A 21,205-nucleotide genomic window follows, 5' to 3' on the forward strand; every position below is an offset into this window, starting at 1 on the left:
ATTAGGCAGCTGATGCTGCGGCTTAACTCAGCGTTAAACTGCGGGACTTATTCGCAGTTTCCTTAAGTCTTCTTTACCCACATCTCGACTGTACAAATGAACACTCAAGTCGCCAGTGTTGAAATTACTTGGAAATGGCCAACTTGCGAAGCGCTTTGAATTTTCTTGATTCAGATTTACAGGGTGAGCACCGAAACACGCCCTGATAGTTTTAAAATAATTATTATCATCTTCATTAGCGAAGAGGCGCACGGCTAGCGCATTTTAATCACTGATTCCAACAGCACTGAGCGATATTCGTCGTCCAGTGCTGCTATCTTCTTTTTGCGAGCCATGCTTATCTTCTTGGTCGTATCTTGCTTAAACAGATTCAATGCTATTTTTCTTAGAACATTGAAAGCCAATGCTCCATTCCCCTTACGGATCCTAGATTCATCTTCTCTGAAGGTCATATCTAACATCCAGTGCATGCTCTCTACCTGCCAATGATTTCTCACCGCATTCAGTGCTTGTTTAGCATTGAGCGCCAGTTTCTCTTGCACCTGCGAATTAGAACATCAATCGTAAATATTGACTCTAAATGAAAACAGCATTATTCCGAGTGTTCGCAAGCCCATGGGTCTCCACTTTCATTTTCGTTTACCACATTGGGGATTGTGTGGCGATAAGCATCTCCCCAGTTTCTCAATGAAACCAGAATGGGAGCAAGAGTTTTCCCAAACTCTGACATTTCATATTCGACTTTAGGTGGGACTTGAGGATATACATGTCTAAGTATCACCCCATCTTGCTCTAACTCGCGTAATTGCAAAGTCAACATTCGCTGTGTTGCGTTGGGAATGAGTCTAGAAAGCTCCATGAATCGCTTTTTACCATCAAGAAGATGGAACAATATCACAGGCTTCCACGCCCCTCCTATAACAGACAAAGTCACTTCCACAGGACATCCACTTTTGGGATCAAAACGCTTAGTTTTCACTTTTATACCTACATTTTTGATAGTACCTATCATAATTGTGCATTCTTGTGCTTATGATATCTACAAATTATTATGGCGGTTCATAAACGAACTAAGGATATAAACATGCAATTCAAAGCATTATTAGCCACTAAAAATAACGACACTATTTCAACTAGCGTTGTTGATTTTTCAGAAGCGGACCTCTCTCCAGGAGATGTAACAGTTGCAGTCGAGTACTCAACAGTAAATTACAAGGACGGTCTAGCCCTAACTGGACGTATGCCTATTATTCAGAGCTTCCCGCTCATTCCTGGTATCGATTTCTCTGGCACCGTGTTGAAATCTACGAATCCTGAATTCTCTGTTGGAGATTCTGTATTGGTTAACGGATGGGCACTGAGCCATGATCATCATGGTGGATATGCTCAAGTTGCACGAGTAAAGAGTGAATGGTTAGTGAAGATCCCAAAACCGCTTTCTACCCGTGACGTAATGGCTATTGGTACTGCTGGGTATACAGCTATGCTTAGCGTACTAGCGTTAGAACATGGTGGTTTGACTCCTGATTCTGGTGATGTTTTAGTGACCGGTGCTAGCGGAGGCGTTGGGTCAATAGCAATTGCGATACTTTCTGGTTTGGGCTATCGAGTCATTGCATCAACAGGACGACTAGAGGAAACCGACTATTTGAAAAAGTTGGGTGCAGCCGAAGTAATTGATCGTCAAGAGTTATCTGTGGTTGGTGATCCCGTAGCAAATGAACGTTGGGCTGGCGCTGTAGACTCTGTTGGGAGTAATACACTAGTGAATGTGCTTGCGCAAACCAAATATCGTGGTGTTGTTACTACCTGTGGGATTGCTCAAGGCGCTGATTTGCCTGGTTCTGTGTTACCATTTGTGCTAAGAAATGTGACCCTAGCTGGTATTGATTCAGTGAATGCGCCACAAACTCTTCGCCAACAAGCATGGGATAGACTAGCCAAAGATTTGGATTTGAATAAACTGAACAGTACGATTACTACCATCGGTCTTTCTCAAGTCGATGAAGTTTCACGCTTAGTCTTGGAAGGTAAGATTCGTGGTCGTACATTAGTTGATGTGAATGCTTAGAATTCAATAATTTTTAGTATTGGGGTGATATTTTCACCCCATTGGAGCCTGTAGCAAAATATTTGTCACTATATCGAACAGCCAGTAGACATGGTTCTTCTACTTCGGATGCAGAATGATTTTCCATGCAAAATCGTTGATTTAGATTCGATAAGCGTAATAGCAGATTGAACTATATCTAATGGTATACAGCGATCCACATCTAACTGAATTTGGTTGACGATTAAATGGTCTAGCATCATAGAAAAATTTCACGTCTTACACCTTTACCAGCAGCATTCTCCCAATAACGTAAGAAAAATGTACTGAATTCAATATTCTGCCCCTTAAAATACTCGAAGAAACAAGCCTCATAGAACTTCATAGAAAGAGTTTCACAATTGATATACCGTCCTTAGTTACCAACAGCATGAATTGGCAGAGCAAGTCTCTTTGTAGTTGGGGTAATCTGAAATAGGCACTATCCGTTCTACTAAATCGACTTTGCAATACTTCAACTTATTCGTTGATTGCTAATTTAGCAAAATCGATAACTCATTTGTGTCCATTTCCGAGTTACGATACTGATTTTCAGTGTGTGATCACCAAGCGATTCTGTCGTACCTCACACCTATGAAACCGGATTGTCAACATCGGGTTTTAATTGAGGCATTTATCTGGTTAGCTAAGTGTGTGTCCTTTTGACATAGCTACCGGAGGAAATAAGATTGCCATGCAAAACCCTCTTCACGTTATCTGAACGTGAAACACTAACGGCAGTTCCTCAAGAGCATCATGATCTTGTCCGACACTACCTATTTAACGATGCCGACCTTGCCCTTATTCATAGGTTGGACATTAAGGATTAACCGAGACCAATCCATACTTCAGGCGCCCGGTTTTCCTGTCTCTGTCAGGGTGTGCCCGTTTGGCATATCTTGATAGATAATTGACTGCCCAATTCCAAGTTTGTTTTAATTCAGAGTAAGCATCATGGAGTATCGATTCCATTAATGGATAGAACCAGCTCTGCGTATTTTTCGCTACCATGAAGCTCGATATATCGACGCCCATCAGTCGTTGGATACTAAATCCAATACGCCGTTTCACCAGTAATGCCAGCAAACTGAGCCATATCAGCCCCCCATCAATCCCGCGTTCCGGGTATTGAACTTGCGTAAATTGCAGTAGGATTTCCTTTCCTTGAATAGTAATTCTATCTGCCAGCGCAAGCTGTATAGCTGCATTACCACTTTTGCCGGGTATTGCTCACGCGGCAAGTTTGTAGCCCAATAGGTTGGCTCTGATTTACCTGGAGGCCAACTCGCTATCAGGCGATATGATACGCTTCCCTCAACGTCCATATCGACCACTTGGCTTCGTCGGATGTGATGTTTCACGTCCTTGAGCCTCACATTGTCGAATCGTTTCAGGCGCTTACCCTGTACATTCACACCCAACAAAACCAAAGGGTTAACCGTTGTTTTTGCCCTGACCAGATAGCTCCCTCCCGCCTGATGAATACTATCCAGATACGACAGTTTGAAATAGCCTCAGTCTGCCATAAATAAACAGGCCACTAACGATTCGGCTGGCGGCAAAAAATCATACTCTGCCACGCTGTCTGCACTGACGGCTATCCGTTCAGGCTGACTGTGTAACATGTCCCAGCTTATATGAACCTCAACGGCAGCAGGGCTAACAGTGGTAAAACGGCCTTTAAATTCTTCCTTTAACTCCTTGTGAACGGCAAACGAACTGCCATCTTGCAGCACGACCTGCTTAAACGCCGATAGGTCAGTGTCTGTACCAAGGATATGCTGCTGCCATTTATGCAATGCAACGCCCACTATGCGCTGAATCAACTGCTTAAATGCTGGTTTACTCAGTTGATTATGAAACGGTTTGTACTGCACATCGGTGTACGTCAATCCAGTAAAATAGCGGTGCAAATCACTGATACAGTCAATGCTCTTGTCCCCCATGGCCGTCACCAGTGCCATCACTAATTCATAGGGCTTCACAATACGTTCCCGATGGCAAAAACCACACCGCTTACCGTTATCGTTAATATTAAATTCGTTCAGGACTTCCGTTATCTTGTTTAGCTCGTTATTCTTATCGCGCATGTTCTCAAATTTTTTCAGGACGTTTGTTTGGCGATAAACATCTGATCAAATTTGAGACATGCATTTAAGCTCTAATTTCCTTAAGATCCTACCTATGTGCCCTTATTAACCAAAGGAGAGGGAAACACAATAGACTTGGGTTTGCTATTCAGCTTTACTACTTGCGCTATCCCGGAAACCCCATCCCTCCAGATGAAGAACCTCCAGCCAACCTGCTGTCTTTCGTAAGTGAACAACTCGGTGTACCGGTAACACATTGGAAGAGGTATGCGATAAGAAATACGACCCGCAAGGAACATCTCACTGAGCTGATGAACTGGTTAGGGATGGCCTCTTTTACTCTGTCCCATTTTCGTTTGTCCGTACTTACTAAAGACTTCGGTCCAAACCGAATCAGGTATGGTGCTTGCCAAAACGTTGTTGGATTATCTACGCACCCAAAAGATAGTTATTCCTGGCATGGACGTATTGGAAAGGATATGCGCGGAAGCGATCACTCTCGGAACGAAGAGAGTATATCGTGCACTGACATCGGAATTGTCTGAAGGCAAAAAGAACAGTTGGATCGACTTCTACTGATGCGTAACCAGCAAAGCCAGACGTTTATTAACTGGTTACGGCAGCCACATGGTTTTCCCAATGCAAAGCACGTTCTAAAAGATATAGAGAGAATTGAATATATTCAGGCACAATCATCCCTGATGGTCTGGAAAAAATGGTTCATCAAAATAGGCTCAGAAAAAAGCCCGTGAAGGTGGTCAAATGACACCACAACATCTCAGGGATTTTGAACCGTTAAGACGACACGCAACACTGGCGGCAGTGGTACTTGATACAAGAGCTACTTTGATTGATGAACTCATAGATTTGCATGACCGAATCATGGCGAGTAAAGATAATGTTGCCAGACGAAAACATGCGGAACAGTTTCAAAGCTCAGGCAAGCAAATTAATGAGCAATTAAAAGTACTGTCACAGGCCGGACGCCTTATTCAGAAGGCCAGAGAATCAAAAATTGATCCATTTGATGCTATTGAAACCTCCATTGGCTGGCAGGTCTTTCTTGATAGTGTCAAAAGCGCAGAGCAACTTAGCCAACCAGAGTTTGATCACCTTACGCTCATTATTGATCCGTATCCTCAGTTACGCCGTTACACTCCGGCGTTTCTTGATGCACTGAAATTAAAGGCGGCTCCAGTCAGCCAGTCTCTGCTTGATGCGGTCAATGTTCGTCGCAAACTGAACCTGACCAAAGCGCGTAAGTAACCCGAAGCCGTACCAACTGAGTTTATTCGAAAACGATGGGCCTTCCTTGTTTTTACTGAGGAAGGAATAAATAAAAAGTATTATGAACTTTGTGTCCTTTCAGAACTGAAAAATGCGCTGCGTTCGGGGGATATATGGGTTCGTCATTCCCGACAGTTTATGGACTTTGAAGATTACCTGCTTCCGCTCGACAAATATCGCACACTGTTTAGCCAACAAGAGTTAGGGCTGGATATTGAAACTGACGGTGAACTATTCCTTGAAGAGAAAAAGAACCAGTTAGTCACCGCATTGAAACGTGTCGAACTCCATGCTGCTGACAACAACCTTCCCGGTACGATAGTGACTGCCAGCGGAATGCGCATTACGCCGTTGACGAACTCTGTTCCAGATGAGGCTGAGAAGTTGATCAGGAAGGTATCAGCACTTATGCCTAAAGTGAAAATAACCGAACTTCTGTTGGAGGTAGACAGATGGACAGATTTCTCACGCCATTTTACTCATTTGAAAGGAGGACAACCCGCATCTGACCGAGTAATGTTAATGATCGCTGTTCTTGCAGACGGAATCAACTTAGGCCTGACAAAAATGGCATCATCCTGCCCTGGTACTTCCTACGCTAAACTCTCCTGGTTACAGGCCTGGCATGTTCGAGACGATACTTACAGTAAAGCATTGGCTGAGCTGACAAATGCACAGCATCAACATTATTTTTCTCAATGGTGGGGTGATGGTACGACATCCTCGTTTGATGGGCAGCGATTTAATGCGGGAGGTCGGGGAGAATCCAAGGGACACTTTAATGCTAAATATGGCCCAGAGCCGGGAAGCATTTTTTATACTCACATTTCAGATCACTATGCTCCGTTTCATACCCGGATCATCAATTCCCCAGCGAGAAATGCCACCTATGTACTGGATGGCCTTCTTAACCATGAATCTGAACTCAACATTGAAGAACATTATACGGATACCGCCGGATTCACTGATCATGTATTTGCACTCATGCCAATATTGGGATTCAAGTTTGCTCCATGAATACGTGATCTTTCAGGTAAGCGTGTGTATATAGCTGATAACAAATCCGATTATCCGACATTAGGAGGGCTAATTGGCGGGGATGTGAACTTTGACTATATAGCCTTACATTGGGACGATATTCTCAGATTATTAGCTTCAATCGGAAAAGGTGTGGTCACTGCTTCTCTTGTGCTGAGAAAACTCGGTAGCTATCCCCGTCAAAACGGATTGGCACTGGCATTACGGGAGTTAGGGCGTATAGAACGCACTTTATTTACTCTGGAGTGGATGCAAGACATTAATGTTAGACATCGAGTTCAGGCCGGCCTTAATAAAGGTGAAGCTAAAAATGCTCTTTCTCGGGCGGTTTTCTTTAACCGATTGGGAGAATTAAGAGACCGAAGCTTTGAAAACCAACGTTACCGCGCCAGTGGGCTTAATCTAGTTGTTGCTGCAATTATTTTATGGAATACAGAGTACATCAGTCAGGCAGTAGAAACACTCCGCAGCCGTGGGGAAATCATCGATGATGCATTGCTTAGCCACTTATCTCCTTTAGGGTGGGATCATATAAATCTAACGGGAGATTACATATGGCCAGCACTGATTGCGTATACAACTTTTTTATCACGTTTTACTTTTTATTATTGATTTATCGTTGATAACTCTACAAAATCTTGAATATATTTTGCAGATCACCGCCAGGTAGTTGCGAAATACAATGGAAAACATAACTTGTGAAAAGGATAAAATAAACATGAACGAAACACCGGTAACGCCATCAACGTCTACCGACAACGGTAGCATGGCAAAAGTTGTCTACATTCTTTACTTGGCTGGTATTTTAGTGGGTATCACCGGCATCGTCGGCGTGATCATCGCATACGTTAATAAATCTGATGCACCTGAATGGCTTAAAACGCACTACCAGTACCAGATCAGAACATTCTGGATTGGCTTCCTATACATGTTCATTGGCTCCATTCTTTCTATCATCCTGATTGGCTACCTGGTGTTGTTGTTCTGGATGGTGTGGCTCATTGTTCGTTGTGTGAAGGGCATGAAATACCTCGATAACCAACAAGCGCACCCAGATCCAACGGGATGGATGTTTTAATTAATATCGAATAACAAAAAATGCGGCACATGCCGCATTTTTTCTCTAACCTGAGTGAATAATTTTGCTGCGCTGCCCCGCACAGCGTTTAGAGCAGTATTTCACGTTTTCCCAGTTTTTCTCCCATTTCTTCCGCCATACGAAAGGGCGCTCGCATACCGGGCACGTTTTCTGGGGAAGTTCAGACTTCTTCATTCTTCGACAACTTGGTTAGGAAGCGACTGGCGTCGTGCTTCATGGCTTCGATTTTTTCTGTCGCCATTCTGTCGTAACTTTTGTAAACCAAGCCCATACGAGGATTTTTTCGAAGTTTATCCTGGTGAGCATCGAGGAACCGCCAATATAAATAATTGAATGGGCATGCGCCCTCCCCGGTTTTCTTGCTCACGCTGTAGCCGCAGTTCTTACAATAATCAGACATTTTATTGATATAGCTACCACTGGCCACATACGGTTTGCTAGCCAGATTGCCCCCATCAGCAAACAATATCATGCCGGCGACATTGGGCAGTTCTACCCATTCATAGGCATCTGCATACACCAACAAATACCATTCCTGAACTTGCTCCGGGGCAAATTCGCACAGCAATGAAAAATTACCGAGTACCATCAAACGTTGAATATGATGGGCGTAAGCGTGTTTTTTGGTATCTGTAATGCACTGTCGTAGGCAGTTCATATTGGTATACCCATCCCAAAAAAACGATGGGAGGTCACGTTTGGCATTGAAGTAGTTATCCGACTGTAAGCCAGGCATGTAATACCAGTAGAAACCGCGAACAAATTCCCGCCAGCCAATTATTTGCCTGATAAAGCCTTCCACAGAATTAAGTGGCGCCTCACCCGCATGATAGGCGGCTTCAGCTTGCTGTACTACTTCCTGCGGGCTCAATAATCCGCAGTTAATGTAGAAAGAAAGGTGAGAATGAAATAGCCATACGGCGTTGTGTCGCATGGCATCTTGATAGCGACCAAAATCGGGGAGTCGTTGTTCAATGAACGTATTAAGTACGTCTAGCGCCCCTTCACGGGTTACCGCATAGTGAAAACCGTCGCTATCACCAAAGTGAGACGCAAATTCCCGCTCTACCAGCTCAATGACTTCTGTTGTTACCGCATCGGGCTTGTATCGGGAAGGTTCTGGCGGTGACACGTTGGCGGGCATAGACACACGATTTTTACTGTCATAATTCCAGTCGCCACCGGCAGGTGCCCCGTTATCCATTAAAATACCATGCTTTTTGCGCATTTCACGGTACCAAAACTCCATACGTAACGTTTTACGTCCATCAGCCCAAGCGGAGAATTCCTGTTTAGTGGCGTAAAAACGCGCATCTGGCAAAACAGAAACAGGCACACTGAGTTGATGCTCCCATTGTTGCATGCTTTTCAGTAACCGGTATTCTCCGGGTTCGGTTACCACCACCTCACTCAAGTTATGTGCTTTTATGGCCGCTTGCACTTCACCGAGTAGACTGCCTTGATTTTCTTTGTCGTCATAACAACGATAATTAACCTGGAAACCGTCATCTTTAAGGCTCTGCGCGAAATGACGCATGGCTGAAAATAGCAAAATGATTTTCTTCTTATGATGCTTCACATAGGTCGCTTCTTCTCGGACTTCCGCCATCAGCACAACGTCCTGATTTTTATCCGCCTCAGTAAGTACTGGTAGCGTGGCCGTGAGTTGGTCGCCGAGAATTAACCGTAGTTTACCTGTCATGACTACCCTTTTATTTCAGCGAAGGCATCGAGCGCGCGCTGGCGAGATGCTTTTAAATCAACAATCGGTTCAGGGTATTGATCGCCTAACGCGATCCCGGCTTGCTTCAGCTCGGCACTGCCTGCTTCCCAGGGTTTATGAATAAGTTTGTTGGGAAGCTTACTCAGTTCCGGGCACCAGGTACGCACGTATTCCCCTTGTTTGTCGAATTTCTCCCCCTGCAATACAGGATTGAACACGCGAAAATAGGGTGCTGCATCGGCGCCGGAACCCGCGACCCACTGCCAACCTGCAGAATTATTAGCACCGTCAGCGTCAGCCAGGCAGTCCCAGAACCAGGCCTCGCCCTCGCGCCAGTCAATGAGTAAGTTCTTTACTAAAAATGAACCGACAATCATTCTTACTCGGTTGTGCATATAGCCTGTATGCCACAATTCCCGCATTCCCGCATCGACAATTGGAATGCCGGTTTTTCCTTTTTGCCAGGATTCGAGATCTTTTTTGCTGGAACGCCAGGGAAACTTGTCGAATTTCTCGTTAAAGTTTTTATCCGGAAAAGTAGGAAAGTGATAAATCAAGCTATGTGCAAATTCACGCCAGCCCAGTTCGCTTAGGAAGGTATCGATGTTGTTGTCGTCGGCGCTGCCGAAGGCATCAAGGATGGCATACCAAACTTGATTAGGAGAGACTTCACCGAAATGCAAATGTGCAGACAACATAGACGTTCCACAAATCGCAGGAAAATCCCGATCTTTTTTATATGATTTAGCCGCTTCATCTATAAAGTCTGCCAATCTGTCTGCCGCACCCTCCTCTCCAGGTTTCCATGTTTCGGCGATTCCGTCATACCACTTGATGTCTGGCATGAGCCCCAGTGAATCTATACTTACGCCTTTGTTTTTCACGTCAGCATAAGTAATTCTGGCAACTGCTGCTTGCGGATAACGCGGAGAACTGGCCTGTAAGCAGCCTTTTCGATAAAACGGGGTAAATACTTTATACGGGCTCCCAGACTTATTCTCGATGTCCCATGGTTCCCAGAGTAATGAGCCATTAAAACTCTTCACGATTTTGCCGTTGTCTTTTAGCGATTCTTTTACCGTTTTGTCTCGCTTAACGTGCCATGGCTCATAACAGCGATTCCAAAACAAATGCTCTACGTTGAACGTTTCCATTAGCTCGGGCAGCAATTTTTCCGGGTCGCCCTCGAATACCTGAAGATGCCCGTTGAGGCGATCATTAAGGGAGTTTAATGATTGATGAAGCCACCATTTCGATACACTACCGGGGAGTCTTTTTTCCGGCAACGACGTATCGTGAATATAAATTGGAATGATCTTGCCAAGATCGCAGGCAGCATGAAGCGCCGGATTATCTTTTACGCGCAGGTCCTGGCGGAACCATACGATACTGACAGGTACCGTCACATCGATGTCCTTTTTTATCTATGCATTCTAAGTAAGTGATACGCAATTATATCCAAACTGTTTCATTGGCGATGAAAATTAAGGTTTTGTAATGAAAGAAGTTACTCGGGGTTTGTTCTGGTTTAGACACGATTTAAGACTGACGGATATGCCAGCACTTCTGGAAATAAGTCAGCAAGTTGATGAGCTTTTATTGGCGTATGTTTTTGACGAACGTAGCACCAGGCAAAATCAGTATGGCGTTACGGGGATGGGCCCTCACCGTCGACGATTTATTGAAGCGTGTTTGAGCGAGCTGAACGATGACTTAACGACACTGGGTCAGCAGCTCGTGATAAAAACGGGCGCGGCATCTTCGGAACTCAGTTCGCTTATACAGACTTGTGACATTACCCATGTTGCCAGCCACTTTCACGGGGGATTTTACGAAATGCAGGACTGGCAACGTTTGGAAAGCACCTTTCCTTCGTTGAAATTCATCCAACGAGATGCCACAAGCCTGTTTGACCGTGCGCAGTTACCTTTTTCTGTTAGCGATATGCCCGGGCAATTTACCCCGTTTCGGAAGAAAATAGAGAAACACACCACCCCAGCAGCGCCAATTAATACGCTGTCTTCGTTACCACCGCCAATACATTTGCAGACAGAACAGGAAACGTTGAAAGCACCGACATTAGACCATGGCTTATTTCGTGGTGGTGAAAAAGCGGGTCAACAGCGGCTGAAGGACTACTTTTTTACTGATAACCATGTGGCGAATTATAAAGAAACACGGAACGCGTTGGACGATGCGAATGCCAGTACCCGGTTTTCTCCTTGGCTGGCAAGTGGCTCGTTATCTCCACGATGGATTTATCAGCAACTAAAGCAATATGAAGCAGCGTATGGTGCGAACGATTCAACGTACTGGGTTTACTTTGAGTTGTTATGGCGGGAGTTCTTTTTCTGGATACAGCAAAGACACGGTGCAGATTGGTTTGATCAAGCAGGCTGTCGCGGTGAAGTTAGGCCATTTTCTCATGATGAAGAGAAGATCAGGCTGTGGCAAAACGGGGAAACTGGGTACGACATCGTTGATGCTTGTATGAAGCAATTAAAAACGACTGGCTTTATGTCGAACCGCGGTCGCCAGCTGGTGGCAAGCTGCTTTGTTCACGAACTGGAGCAAAACTGGCAGCACGGCGCGGCTTGGTTTGAACATATGCTGGTTGACTACGACGTTGGCAGTAACTGGGGAAACTGGTTATATCTGGCTGGCGTGGGCCACGATCCAAGAGGCCATCGCCAATTCGATTTACAAAAGCAAACCGAACGCTACGATCCCGAAAGAACGTTCATAAATACATGGCGATAATGAAGCCTGAAGTTGCAGTGGTTTGGCTGAAGCGCGATTTACGTCTACGCGACCACAAGCCCTTGCTAGATGCTAGTAAAACCGGCCTCCCTGTGGTGCTGATGTTCTGCTTTGAGCCTTCGCTAATAGCCGATACACACATGAGTCAGCGACACTGGCGTTTTATAGCCCAAAGTATTGCAGATATAAACGGGCAGTTACCCGATGGGATTTCAGTGCTTTCAACCTGCTATGAAGTGCGTGACGCTTTCTTGCACATAAACGAGCATTGTCATATCAGTCACGTATTCAGTTATGAAGAAGTGGGCCTCGACGTTACCTTTCGACGGGATCGTGAAATGGCGACCTGGTTCCGTACACACAACATCGAATGGACAGAGCATAAATATGGTGCAGTCACCCGTGGACTCACCAACAGACAACATTGGGAGTCTTATTGGCAACAAGTGATGTCACAACCCACAGATGACGTTACACTGAGCACAGTGAACTGGTATTCCGTTGAAGCGTCGCCATTATGGTCGATGCAAAATATCCCATCTTATCCGAGTGATAATCGGATGCAGCAAGGCGGTGAACGGTTTGCCTGGTTTGTGATGAAAGATTTCTTCGCTGGGCGCGGTATCTCGTATCATCAAGACATTTCAAAGCCCCTCGCGGCCCGGAAATCTTGTACTCGCCTGAGCCCCTATTTGGCGTGGGGAAATGTGTCGATTAAGCAAGTCTATCAATATATCCGCTTCCAACAGTCGCATCTAAAACTTTCGCAGCAAAGTGGTCACTGGCAATCCGCCATAAATGCGTTACTTTCTCGCGTACATTGGCGATGTCATTTCATCCAAAAGTTCGAGAGCGAACATCAAATGGAATGGCGCGCACAAAACCGCGCATACGACAGCTTTCCCTACATCGAAGGCCCGGAAGCGCAGCGTCGTTTCGAACGCTGGAAAAACGGTACCACAGGATACCCGTTGGTTGATGCTTGTATGCGAGCGCTTAATGCAACAGGCTTTCTGAATTTTCGAATGCGCGCCATGGTAACCAGTTTTTTGGTACACCATTTAAATGTGCATTGGTTACATGCGGCAGAATATCTGGCAAACCAGTTTCTTGATTTTGAACCTGGTATTCATTATCCACAAATTCAAATGCAAGCCAGTATCACTGGCATTCATACGGTTCGTTTGTATAACCCGTCAAGTCAATCGAGCAAACTCGACCCTGAAGCTGCTTTTATCAAAAAATGGGTGCCTGAACTAGACCGATTACCTGCACCTCTTTGCCATCAACCAGATAAAATTCCGCCACTTGAAGCCATGATGCTAAATTTTGACTGTGCCGTGGATTATGTCTTACCCATTATTGATATTAGTGCAGTGCACAGTGAGGTGAGAGACCGTTTGTGGGGATATCGTCTACGTGATGATGTGGTGAAAGAAGCGGCCCGGATTGTTCAGCGGCATACCACTCGCCGAAGCCCTAGCCGCCAATGGCTGAAACAAGTAAACAGTAAGACTTAGCGGTCTTGCTCTTTAAGCCATTGATTAAGTAGCCTAATTTGTCCACATTTATACGCTGCGTAGGTTATGCGTAACGCATTAGAAAGTACTTCACTGTCGCTCCAGCCTGTTTTTTCACGAATTTCATCATAACATTGCATCGCTTCCGGACTCACATAACCCCGTACCATTTTCTTCCCGGCCGCTTTCTGTCGCTCACGAAAGCGACGCTGTTTATCGGCATTGGCGGTAGGATTAGCCTTTTTCTTTTCAGTCATACGGATGTCATCTCCTGGTTACCTTGGCAGTGTAACATGGATTTTTTCACAATAAATGACTGTTCAGAGTTGTTTAGCGTACAAGTGTTCGCTAAATTACCACGCTGAAAATCTAACAACAAAGGGATATCATGTCCGACAAACAACATAGCTTTAACCGTGAAGATTTGCTGGCCTGTAGCCGCGGTGAAATGTTCGGCCCAGGTAACAGCCAGTTACCTGCACCTAATATGCTAATGATGGATCGCATTAGCCATATCAGTGAAGAAGGCGGTGAATACGATAAAGGTGAAATCATTGCTGAGCTGGATATCACTCCAGATCTTTGGTTCTTCGATTGTCACTTCCCTGGCGATCCGGTAATGCCTGGTTGTCTGGGTCTTGATGCCATGTGGCAGCTGGTTGGCTTCTTCCTTGGTTGGAGCGGCGGTCCTGGTAAAGGTCGTGCACTTGGCGTAGGCGAAGTGAAGTTTACCGGGCAAATCCTGCCAACCGCGAAGAAAGTCACCTATCGCATCAACATGAAGCGTGTTGTTAAGCGTAAGCTGTTTATGGGCCTGGCTGACGGTCAGGTGGAAGTAGACGGTCGCGTTATCTACACTGCCAAAGATTTGAAAGTTGGCTTGTTCCAGGATACGTCTAAGTTCTGATTATCCTGATAGCACCCTTCTGCTTATGATGCCGAAATTCGGACGAAAAAAAGCCCCGTTAATCGGGGCTTACCTTTATTGAAAGAGATGTTTAACGTACGTTGAATCCTAGTTGCCTGTCTTCAACAGCTTCCCTCCAGCCACCGAGCCACTGCGAACGAGCGTCGAAAGCCTGGAATGGACAGTTCTCTTTTGAACGACCGCTGATACCAGCCTGATACCCTTTTGCGTGTGCACGCGTCAATTTATCTCTTTTTTGTCGTTTCATTGATAAGCCTCTATTTGTGATTAACTTGTGTCGCAACCGGTGTTCGGGCTCTCCTAACATATTATTTTGCGGGTGCCGTCAATTTCTGTTGCGCACATATATGTGATAGTGCACTCGGCAGTTAGGTTCAACTTATTTTCTTCAATTTCAGGCTTGACAAATAGTAACATAATGAAATTTTGCCTAATTTAACATTACATTTTTTTTGCATAATTATGACGTTTTTTAAAACGAGTTTCTCTATGTACAAAAAAACCGCAACTGGGTGCGGTTTTTGCTGTTTATATTTCAAGCTAAAACAATTTAATTCGTATATTTATTGCGCTATCACGCTGTTATTCCGATAAAAAACGCATTATACGAAAGTCTAATTTTTAGCCATTCTTGCGACGACGGAAAGCCAATAAACCGGCTGCCAACAACATCCACAGAGGTGAAATTGATGCGCCCTTACGCTCATAGCCAGTGTCATCTTCAACATCGTCAGCATCGCAACTGTCGTCAACTTCACTGCCAAGAGGAGTAAGTTTAACTGCCACAATGACGTCTACCATCTCGGTTTCACCTTCGTCATTGATGACTTCTTCACCATTCGCATAACGTTCTGCCGAACTGAAACGCGCGTTAGCGATGATTTCATTACTGTCATTGATATCAATTGCGTCAACGATGGTATAGGCCGAATCACAGGGCAACAGATCATTCAAATCCGTGAGCTCACCAGATGCCACGTCAAACATAAAGCCGTGAGTTTCGCGATTGGTATCCACAGTGGAATCATATTCAGACGTACCAACAACAATATTATTATTGTTGATCGCTTTACCCTCTGCGCCCGCGTTATTAAAGAAACCTTGCGGATAGAGCGTTTCACCGCTGTCCAGATTATGGATAAATATTCTGTTACGCGCAGTGCTATTCGGTGCTCGAAGGACGTAGCCTGTCACCCAATTTTCATTGTTGATAGATAACGCTTCAGACTGCAGATTATCTTCACGGGGTAACATTTCAGTGGTTTCGCCATCGGCGTAACTTACCGCTACGTTAGTGCGTTCGTAGTTATAATAGCTGCTTGAACTTGGGCGTCGCACATTCTGACGCTCATCAATTGAAGACGCACCGACGGCGATACCTTGATCATTGATGTCGTTTGCCAACGACCAGTAAGGCGATTCATCTTCTGCCTCTGGCTCAAATACAGGAGGGAAGGTTTCGCTAGAGATAACGTTACCGTTTGCATCGAGTTGCCAAATGGTGGCGCGGGCATAGCTACCAGGGAATGAGGTATCTCCTACATCGGGTAATCTGAAACCATAGCTTGTGCTGTCACCTGAGGCATCTACTCTGATATTACGCTTACAGTAGGCTTCGGGGATGTCTCCCAGAAATTCGGGATCTTCACAGTTCACAACGGCGTCATCAATGGCACTGATATAATCAACGGCACTGTTCCCTACCACTTGTAAACTATTGTTAATCGCGAAAGCTTCGCTTAATCCACCAAGAGTCTCATCTTCAGCTGGAAGCAGTTTAGTCTCGCCATTCACCTGTACAAATGCGGTTTGTTCAATATCGTTTAATACAAGAATGGTGGTATCGCCATCTTCATTCTCGTAGTCTAACCGGTAGTACGGCCCTTCAGTAGAACCCACAACAAAGTCGCCATTTAAGCTATCGCGAGCGTAGGTGTTTACCGCGAATTCGTACTCATTGGTGTCTTCCGATATTGCATCGAGGCCAGGTACCAAATCAACATCAACCCCATCAGAGAGGTATGAGGAGTAAGTGCCAATGTGCTGGTACAAGAAGTAGTTTCTGGCCGTTGAGGAATGAGAAGTCAGCTGTGCAATAATGTAGTTATAGTCGATGGTGGAAAATACACCCTGACGTACATCTTCTTCATTTTCGAAACTTGAAGCGTAAGTATCGATAAAGCCTGACTCTTCAAGGAAATCTGCATCGACAGAAAGATTCAGGCTGCTCTGTGTAATGGTGAGCATCTGACCTGATTCATCAATAGACTGTCCAAAATTGTGAATACTGCGATCAGTAACCGGTAGTGGCGTAACGGAATAGGTAGCGGCCAAGGCAGTTGCTGACGCAGTGGTCAGCGCCATAGCGGCGGCAAGCTGTGTTAATTTCATCTAATATCCTAATTACTGCTGAGTGTCTTCCAGCATGCTTTCCAATTCGTCCCAGCGCGCATATTTCTGAGACAGGGTTTCTTCTGTTTCTGATAACGTGGCAAGTGTACCAGCTGTTGCATCCGCAGGCTGTTTAAAAAACTCAGGATCATTCACCTTTTCCTGCAATGCGGCTAACGCTTCTTCCAGCGATTCAATTTCTGCAGGTAACGATTCGAGCTCACGTTGATCTTTGTATGATAACTTTTTCGTCTTACGCGGAGAAGACTTTGGCTTAGGACTCTGCGGATCCGATTTAGTTTCATCTTTTACTTTTGCTTCAGCATTTTTCTGTGTCGCTTGTTGCTGTTTATACCAGCTTTCTACATCACTGAAGCCGCCAATAAACTCTTTGAGCGCGCCGTTACCTTCAAACACCACGCAACTATTGGCGACGTTATCAACAAATTCACGGTCGTGGCTTACCAGTAAAACGGTTCCCTCGTACTCATTGAGTAAGGTTTCCAGCATTTCCAGCGTTTCCACATCCAAATCGTTGGTGGGTTCGTCGAGCACCAGTACGTTGCTTGGCTTCAACATGAGTTTGGCCAGCATTAAACGGTTTTTCTCACCACCAGATAATGACTTAACTGGCGCATTTACCCGCTCAGGGGTAAATAAGTAATCCTGCAGATAGCTTATAACGTGGCGAGGCGCGCCATTCACCATCAAGTCACGCTTTCCATCGCCCACCGCATCGATGACTGATTTGTCTAAATCCAGCCCTTGACGGTGCTGATCGAAATACGCCACTTCTAAATTCATGCCTTGACGAATATTTCCGGTATTCGGTGTTAGTTCGCCCAGCAGCAGTTTTATCAGCGTGGATTTACCGCTACCGTTCGGGCCAATCAGTGCCAGTTTGTCACCGCGTAACACATTTAGGTTCAGGTGGCTGACAATGGATTTATCACCGTAAGCATAATTTGCGTCATTAACTTCAAAGACCATCTTGCCTGATCGTGCGGCAGTCGACTGCGCCACCACAGCATTGCCCTGGGTTTCACGACGGGCTTTACGGGTATCACGCAATTTTTTAAGCGCCCGCACCCTGCCCTCGTTGCGTGTGCGTCGGGCTTTAATGCCTTGGCGTATCCACACTTCTTCCTGAGCAAGTTTTTTATCGAATTCAGCATTTTGCGCGGCTTCAACTTCAAGATCCTGCTGCTTCTTTTCGAGGTAAGTGGCGTAGTTGCCCGGATAGCTTGTCAGCGCGCCGCGGTCGAGATCAACAATTCGCGTGGCCATTTGGCGAATAAACGCCCGGTCGTGACTAATAAAAACAATCGCGCCCTGGAAAGCACTTAAGCTTTGTTCCAGCCAGCGAATCATTTCGATATCCAGGTGGTTTGTTGGCTCATCGAGCAAAAGCAGGTCAGGCTGTCTCACCAAGGCCCTCGCCAGCGCAGCTTTCCGGCGCCAACCACCGGACAATGTCGACAATGACATGTCGGGGTCAAGCTTGAGCATTGTCAGCGTTTGTTCGATCTGTTGTTCGAATTGCCAGGCGTCGCGGGTTTCCAACGCTTCCTGTAAATGTTGGAGTTTATTCAGATTTGCTTCAGACGGGTCATCAGCCACTTTTCGTGTCTGATGAAAATACTGTTTCAGGATCTCGCCAACATCAGCAAGCCCTTCTGCCACGTAATCAAATAGCGAAATATCGACGGTTTGGGGAGGATCTTGTTCAAGGCGTGCAACCACGGTTTTGCTGTCGATAATACGCTGACCATCGTCGGCAATAACATCACCGGCAATCACTTTCATGAGTGTGGATTTACCACTGCCGTTGCGACCAACTAAACACACCCGCTCTCTGGGTTGAACCACTAAATCTACACCGTCGAGTAACGGTGGATTACCATAAATAACGGTAATATCTTTTAACTGAATAACACTCATGATAAGAAATTTTCTGCCTGTTCTACGTCAAAAGGCCAACCGAGTTCTGCGCCTGTATCAAGGCGCTTAATTACCGGAATACGCACGGCATAAAGATGATACAGGTTAGCATCTTCGCGGATATTATATTTGGTGATGTTTAGCTGCTGAGACTGTGATGTCTTTGCCAGAACCTCGTCAGCCAGTTCACACAAATGACACTGCGGGCCGGTGTAAAACGCTAATTTCACTTTTTAAGCACCCAGCATTTATGGATATTGCTGTTGCGGGCGAAATCATCCGGAATTGTCTTCGCAGAAATATCTTCAATGTCTTTATAACCGCCCTCTTCCAGTGCTTCATAATCAAGCTTGAAGCCTCGGCGGTTGTTGGAAAACATCACCTCGCCACCGTCGTTAAGACAGCGGAACGCATCCTTCAGCAAAGCGACATGATCGCGCTGTACATCAAAAGTATCCTGCATGCGTTTAGAATTTGAAAACGACGGCGGATCGATAAAGATAAAATCATACTTGCCCGGATGGGTTTTAAGCCAGGTGGTACAGTCGGCCTGAATAAAGGCTTGCGCCCCTTTTACTTTATTCAGGTGCATGTTGTCTTTGGCCCAGTCGAGATAGGTTTTTGACATATCAACGGTGGTCACAGAACGCGCGCCACCCAGTGCCGCATGCACCGAAACGCTGCCTGTGTAAGAAAACAGGTTCAGTACATCTTTATTTTTTACCCGTTTCGCCACCATTTGACGGGTTACCCGGTGATCAAGGAATAAACCGGTATCCAAATAGTCTGTGAGGTTAACCAGCAAGCGCGCCCCATTCTCATATACGGTTAAGCGTTCGCCTTTTTGGTCCATCTTCTCGTACTGTGTAGTGCCTTTCTGCTGACTACGTACTTTAAGTGCAATTTTCTTCGCATCGACACCGGTAACTGCAGGCAAATGCAGCAACACTTCCTGTAACCGTTTACGGGCTTTGTCTTCCGAAACGGTTTTAGGCGGAGCATATTCCTGCACCACCAGCCACTCACCGTATACATCTATAGCAACGTTGTAATCTGGCAAGTCGGCGTCGTAAATACGGTAACAGTTTGTGTCCTGCTGCTTGATCCAGCTCTTTAATTTCTTGAGGTTTTTCTTCAGGCGATTGGCAAACTCATGATTATCGCCATCGTTACCATATTGACGGCAATTGTCTTCATCCATCAGGTAATTAACGAAGCGACATTCTAGCTTACCGTTGTTCAGGCCATATTCTTTGCCAGAGCGAAGCTTCAGAACGCGCAACAAATCACGATTGCTGCTTAGCAGGGAAACATGCCATCCACCCCAGGCGTTTTTCAGCTGTTTGCCGAGCTCTGCAAAGGTGGGGATCAAATCGGTCAGTTCCCCCAAACGCTCGCCATAAGGCGGGTTGGAAATTAGGTAGCCGGGTTCTTTCGACAGTGGAGACGCTTTTAATGCATCACACACATCAAAGCGGATATCGTTAAATACACCGGCTTGATCAGCATTTTTACGCGCGATATTCACCAGTTTACTGTCGATGTCTGATGCGTATATCGGCGTCTCGCAGGCTTTCTGGCTTGCCAACGCTTCGTCATTGATGTCGTTCCACAGGGATGGATTATGCTGCAACCAACGGTTGAATCCCCAATAAGAACGTTTGATACCGGGGGCAATGTTACGTGCAATGTAAGCGGCTTCAATGGCAATGGTACCCGAGCCACAAAATACATCACTGAGAGGTTTAGTCGTGTCTTGTGTCCAACCTGAACGAATAAGCATGGCGCAGGCGACATGTTCTTTCAGCGGTGCTTCACCGGTTTTACTGCGATACGCGCGCTGGTGCAGACTGTTTCCAGATAAATCCAGACCAATGGTAACCTTCTCCCGGTGACAGCGTGCCCAAATCGGAAAATCAGCCAGTTTTTTCTCAACAGACGGACGCTGATCTAACTCTTCCATAAACTGATCGACAATGGCGTCTTTTATTCTAACCGCACCAAATTGCGAGTTTTTAATCGCTCTATTGGTACCGTTGAACTGTACGCTTAAGGTATTGCTTGGACGCAAGTGTTGCTGCCAATCAACAGACGATGCCGTGTCGTAGAGTTCGTCAGCAGAGTCACATGGACCTTCCGCTAACACCCATACTACACGGTTGGCCAGACGAGACCACAAACAAAGCGTATATGCCTGTTCAAGGGTACCGGAGAAACTTACCGTTCCCGGCGACAGACGGCAGCTAACATCCGGGCACAAGGATTCGATTTCAGATTTAAGCAGCTCGTCCAGTCCGCGACTGGTTGTAACAAGTATTTGATTCATAATTTTCTATGTA

At 45.6% G+C, this 21,205-nt stretch carries 16 protein-coding genes and 5 pseudogenes; 8 read left to right on the forward strand and 13 right to left on the reverse strand.

Annotated elements, in window-relative coordinates; genetic code table 11:
- Positions 1 to 63: 63 nt before the first annotated feature.
- The 3 genes and pseudogenes from BFC18_RS22070 to BFC18_RS06690 form a co-directional block, all read right to left on the reverse strand.
- A pseudogene (locus tag BFC18_RS22070) lies at positions 64 to 249 on the reverse strand (hypothetical protein); the annotation flags it as partial.
- 5 nt (positions 250 to 254) lie between these two features.
- Positions 255 to 530, reverse strand: a pseudogene (locus BFC18_RS06685) (ISAs1 family transposase); the annotation flags it as partial.
- A 62-nt stretch (positions 531 to 592) separates the two neighbouring features.
- Positions 593 to 1,012 carry a winged helix-turn-helix transcriptional regulator gene (locus tag BFC18_RS06690; RefSeq protein ID WP_170826572.1) on the reverse strand — a complete coding sequence of 140 codons (420 nt, stop codon included), beginning with the start codon at positions 1,010 to 1,012 and terminating at the stop codon, positions 593 to 595.
- Positions 1,013 to 1,084: 72 nt separating this feature from the next.
- Here BFC18_RS06690 and acuI point away from each other — a divergent pair, with 72 nt between their 5' ends.
- Positions 1,085 to 2,071 carry an acrylyl-CoA reductase (NADPH) gene (gene acuI / locus BFC18_RS06695; RefSeq protein WP_070124618.1) on the forward strand — a complete coding sequence of 329 codons (987 nt, stop codon included), beginning with the start codon at positions 1,085 to 1,087 and terminating at the stop codon, positions 2,069 to 2,071.
- A gap of 837 nt (positions 2,072 to 2,908) precedes the next feature.
- On the opposite strand, the pseudogene BFC18_RS06700 reads toward acuI, so the two are convergent.
- A pseudogene (locus tag BFC18_RS06700) lies at positions 2,909 to 4,179 on the reverse strand (IS4 family transposase).
- A 104-nt stretch (positions 4,180 to 4,283) separates the two neighbouring features.
- Between BFC18_RS06700 and BFC18_RS22115 the strand changes: the two are divergent.
- The 4 genes and pseudogenes from BFC18_RS22115 to BFC18_RS06725 all read left to right on the forward strand — a co-directional run.
- Positions 4,284 to 4,523, forward strand: a pseudogene (locus BFC18_RS22115) (DUF4158 domain-containing protein); the annotation flags it as partial.
- Between the two features lie 4 nt (positions 4,524 to 4,527).
- Positions 4,528 to 4,758 (forward strand): DUF4158 domain-containing protein, encoded by a 231-nt coding sequence (locus BFC18_RS22080; RefSeq protein ID WP_425388359.1) that lies wholly within the window; start codon positions 4,528 to 4,530, stop codon positions 4,756 to 4,758.
- 56 nt (positions 4,759 to 4,814) lie between these two features.
- Positions 4,815 to 7,116: pseudogene (locus BFC18_RS22120) on the forward strand (Tn3 family transposase); the annotation flags it as partial.
- A 106-nt stretch (positions 7,117 to 7,222) separates the two neighbouring features.
- Positions 7,223 to 7,582, forward strand: coding sequence for a DUF4870 family protein (locus tag BFC18_RS06725; protein WP_070124625.1), 360 nt, complete (start codon positions 7,223 to 7,225; stop codon positions 7,580 to 7,582).
- Positions 7,583 to 7,627: 45 nt separating this feature from the next.
- On the opposite strand, the gene BFC18_RS21395 is transcribed toward BFC18_RS06725, so the two are convergent.
- Genes BFC18_RS21395 through BFC18_RS06735 form a run of 3 tightly spaced genes read right to left on the reverse strand, consistent with a single transcriptional unit; the run spans position 7,628 to position 10,732 of the window.
- On the reverse strand, positions 7,628 to 7,777 hold the full coding sequence (locus tag BFC18_RS21395; protein WP_083272948.1) for a DUF2256 domain-containing protein: 150 nt from the start codon (positions 7,775 to 7,777) through the stop codon (positions 7,628 to 7,630).
- Entirely contained in the window at positions 7,764 to 9,305 is a 1,542-nt protein-coding gene (locus BFC18_RS06730) for a cryptochrome/photolyase family protein (protein ID WP_070124626.1), read from the reverse strand. The genes BFC18_RS21395 and BFC18_RS06730 overlap by 14 nt, the downstream gene beginning before the upstream one ends.
- Positions 9,306 to 9,307: 2 nt before the next feature.
- A complete protein-coding gene (locus BFC18_RS06735; protein ID WP_070124628.1) occupies positions 9,308 to 10,732 on the reverse strand; it encodes a cryptochrome/photolyase family protein in 1,425 nt (474 codons plus the stop codon).
- Positions 10,733 to 10,823: 91 nt separating this feature from the next.
- On the opposite strand from BFC18_RS06735, the gene BFC18_RS06740 reads away from it, so the two are divergent.
- Positions 10,824 to 12,086, forward strand: a complete 1,263-nt coding sequence (locus tag BFC18_RS06740) for a DASH family cryptochrome (RefSeq protein ID WP_070124630.1) — start codon at positions 10,824 to 10,826, stop codon at positions 12,084 to 12,086.
- The gene (locus BFC18_RS06745) at positions 12,086 to 13,606 is read left to right on the forward strand and encodes a cryptochrome/deoxyribodipyrimidine photo-lyase family protein (protein WP_070124632.1); all 1,521 of its coding nucleotides are present in this window, start codon (positions 12,086 to 12,088) and stop codon (positions 13,604 to 13,606) included. The genes BFC18_RS06740 and BFC18_RS06745 overlap by 1 nt, the downstream gene beginning before the upstream one ends.
- Here BFC18_RS06745 and BFC18_RS06750 read toward each other — a convergent pair.
- Positions 13,603 to 13,863 carry a hypothetical protein gene (locus BFC18_RS06750; RefSeq protein ID WP_070124634.1) on the reverse strand — a complete coding sequence of 87 codons (261 nt, stop codon included), beginning with the start codon at positions 13,861 to 13,863 and terminating at the stop codon, positions 13,603 to 13,605. The genes BFC18_RS06745 and BFC18_RS06750 overlap by 4 nt on opposite strands.
- Before the next feature lie 131 nt (positions 13,864 to 13,994).
- Between BFC18_RS06750 and fabA the strand changes: the two genes are divergently transcribed.
- Complete coding sequence (gene fabA, locus BFC18_RS06755; RefSeq protein ID WP_070124636.1) at positions 13,995 to 14,513, forward strand: 3-hydroxyacyl-[acyl-carrier-protein] dehydratase FabA; 519 nt, start codon at positions 13,995 to 13,997, stop codon at positions 14,511 to 14,513.
- Between the two features lie 91 nt (positions 14,514 to 14,604).
- On the opposite strand, the gene rmf is transcribed toward fabA, so the two are convergent.
- From rmf to rlmKL, 5 genes are all read right to left on the reverse strand, one after another.
- Complete coding sequence (gene rmf, locus BFC18_RS06760) at positions 14,605 to 14,781, reverse strand: ribosome modulation factor (protein ID WP_070124638.1); 177 nt, start codon at positions 14,779 to 14,781, stop codon at positions 14,605 to 14,607.
- A gap of 374 nt (positions 14,782 to 15,155) precedes the next feature.
- The gene (locus BFC18_RS06765; protein WP_070124640.1) at positions 15,156 to 16,925 is read right to left on the reverse strand and encodes a DUF3466 family protein; all 1,770 of its coding nucleotides are present in this window, start codon (positions 16,923 to 16,925) and stop codon (positions 15,156 to 15,158) included.
- 12 nt (positions 16,926 to 16,937) lie between these two features.
- Positions 16,938 to 18,866, reverse strand: a complete 1,929-nt coding sequence (gene uup / locus BFC18_RS06770) for an ATP-binding cassette ATPase Uup (RefSeq protein WP_070124642.1) — start codon at positions 18,864 to 18,866, stop codon at positions 16,938 to 16,940.
- Complete coding sequence (locus BFC18_RS06775; RefSeq protein ID WP_070124644.1) at positions 18,863 to 19,096, reverse strand: glutaredoxin family protein; 234 nt, start codon at positions 19,094 to 19,096, stop codon at positions 18,863 to 18,865. The genes uup and BFC18_RS06775 overlap by 4 nt, the downstream gene beginning before the upstream one ends.
- Positions 19,093 to 21,192: a bifunctional 23S rRNA (guanine(2069)-N(7))-methyltransferase RlmK/23S rRNA (guanine(2445)-N(2))-methyltransferase RlmL gene (rlmKL, locus tag BFC18_RS06780; protein ID WP_070124646.1), complete on the reverse strand. Its 2,100-nt coding sequence runs from the start codon at positions 21,190 to 21,192 to the stop codon at positions 19,093 to 19,095. The genes BFC18_RS06775 and rlmKL overlap by 4 nt, the downstream gene beginning before the upstream one ends.
- Positions 21,193 to 21,205 lie beyond the last annotated feature (13 nt).

Source organism: Alteromonas confluentis (genome assembly GCF_001757105.1).
GTDB lineage: Bacteria > Pseudomonadota > Gammaproteobacteria > Enterobacterales > Alteromonadaceae > Alteromonas > Alteromonas confluentis.

Bases quoted from the DNA above. Each gene is read 5' to 3' on its own strand.
- BFC18_RS06690 (WP_170826572.1), bottom strand. From the start codon at position 1,012: ATGATAGGTACTATCAAAAATGTAGGTATAAAAGTGAAAACTAAGCGT.
- acuI (WP_070124618.1), top strand. From the start codon at position 1,085: ATGCAATTCAAAGCATTATTAGCCACTAAAAATAACGACACTATTTCA.
- BFC18_RS06725 (WP_070124625.1), top strand. From the start codon at position 7,223: ATGAACGAAACACCGGTAACGCCATCAACGTCTACCGACAACGGTAGC.
- BFC18_RS21395 (WP_083272948.1), bottom strand. From the start codon at position 7,777: ATGAAGAAGTCTGAACTTCCCCAGAAAACGTGCCCGGTATGCGAGCGC.
- BFC18_RS06730 (WP_070124626.1), bottom strand. From the start codon at position 9,305: ATGACAGGTAAACTACGGTTAATTCTCGGCGACCAACTCACGGCCACG.
- BFC18_RS06740 (WP_070124630.1), top strand. From the start codon at position 10,824: ATGAAAGAAGTTACTCGGGGTTTGTTCTGGTTTAGACACGATTTAAGA.
- BFC18_RS06745 (WP_070124632.1), top strand. From the start codon at position 12,086: ATGAAGCCTGAAGTTGCAGTGGTTTGGCTGAAGCGCGATTTACGTCTA.
- BFC18_RS06750 (WP_070124634.1), bottom strand. From the start codon at position 13,863: ATGACTGAAAAGAAAAAGGCTAATCCTACCGCCAATGCCGATAAACAG.
- fabA (WP_070124636.1), top strand. From the start codon at position 13,995: ATGTCCGACAAACAACATAGCTTTAACCGTGAAGATTTGCTGGCCTGT.
- rmf (WP_070124638.1), bottom strand. From the start codon at position 14,781: ATGAAACGACAAAAAAGAGATAAATTGACGCGTGCACACGCAAAAGGG.
- BFC18_RS06765 (WP_070124640.1), bottom strand. From the start codon at position 16,925: ATGAAATTAACACAGCTTGCCGCCGCTATGGCGCTGACCACTGCGTCA.
- uup (WP_070124642.1), bottom strand. From the start codon at position 18,866: ATGAGTGTTATTCAGTTAAAAGATATTACCGTTATTTATGGTAATCCA.
- rlmKL (WP_070124646.1), bottom strand. From the start codon at position 21,192: ATGAATCAAATACTTGTTACAACCAGTCGCGGACTGGACGAGCTGCTT.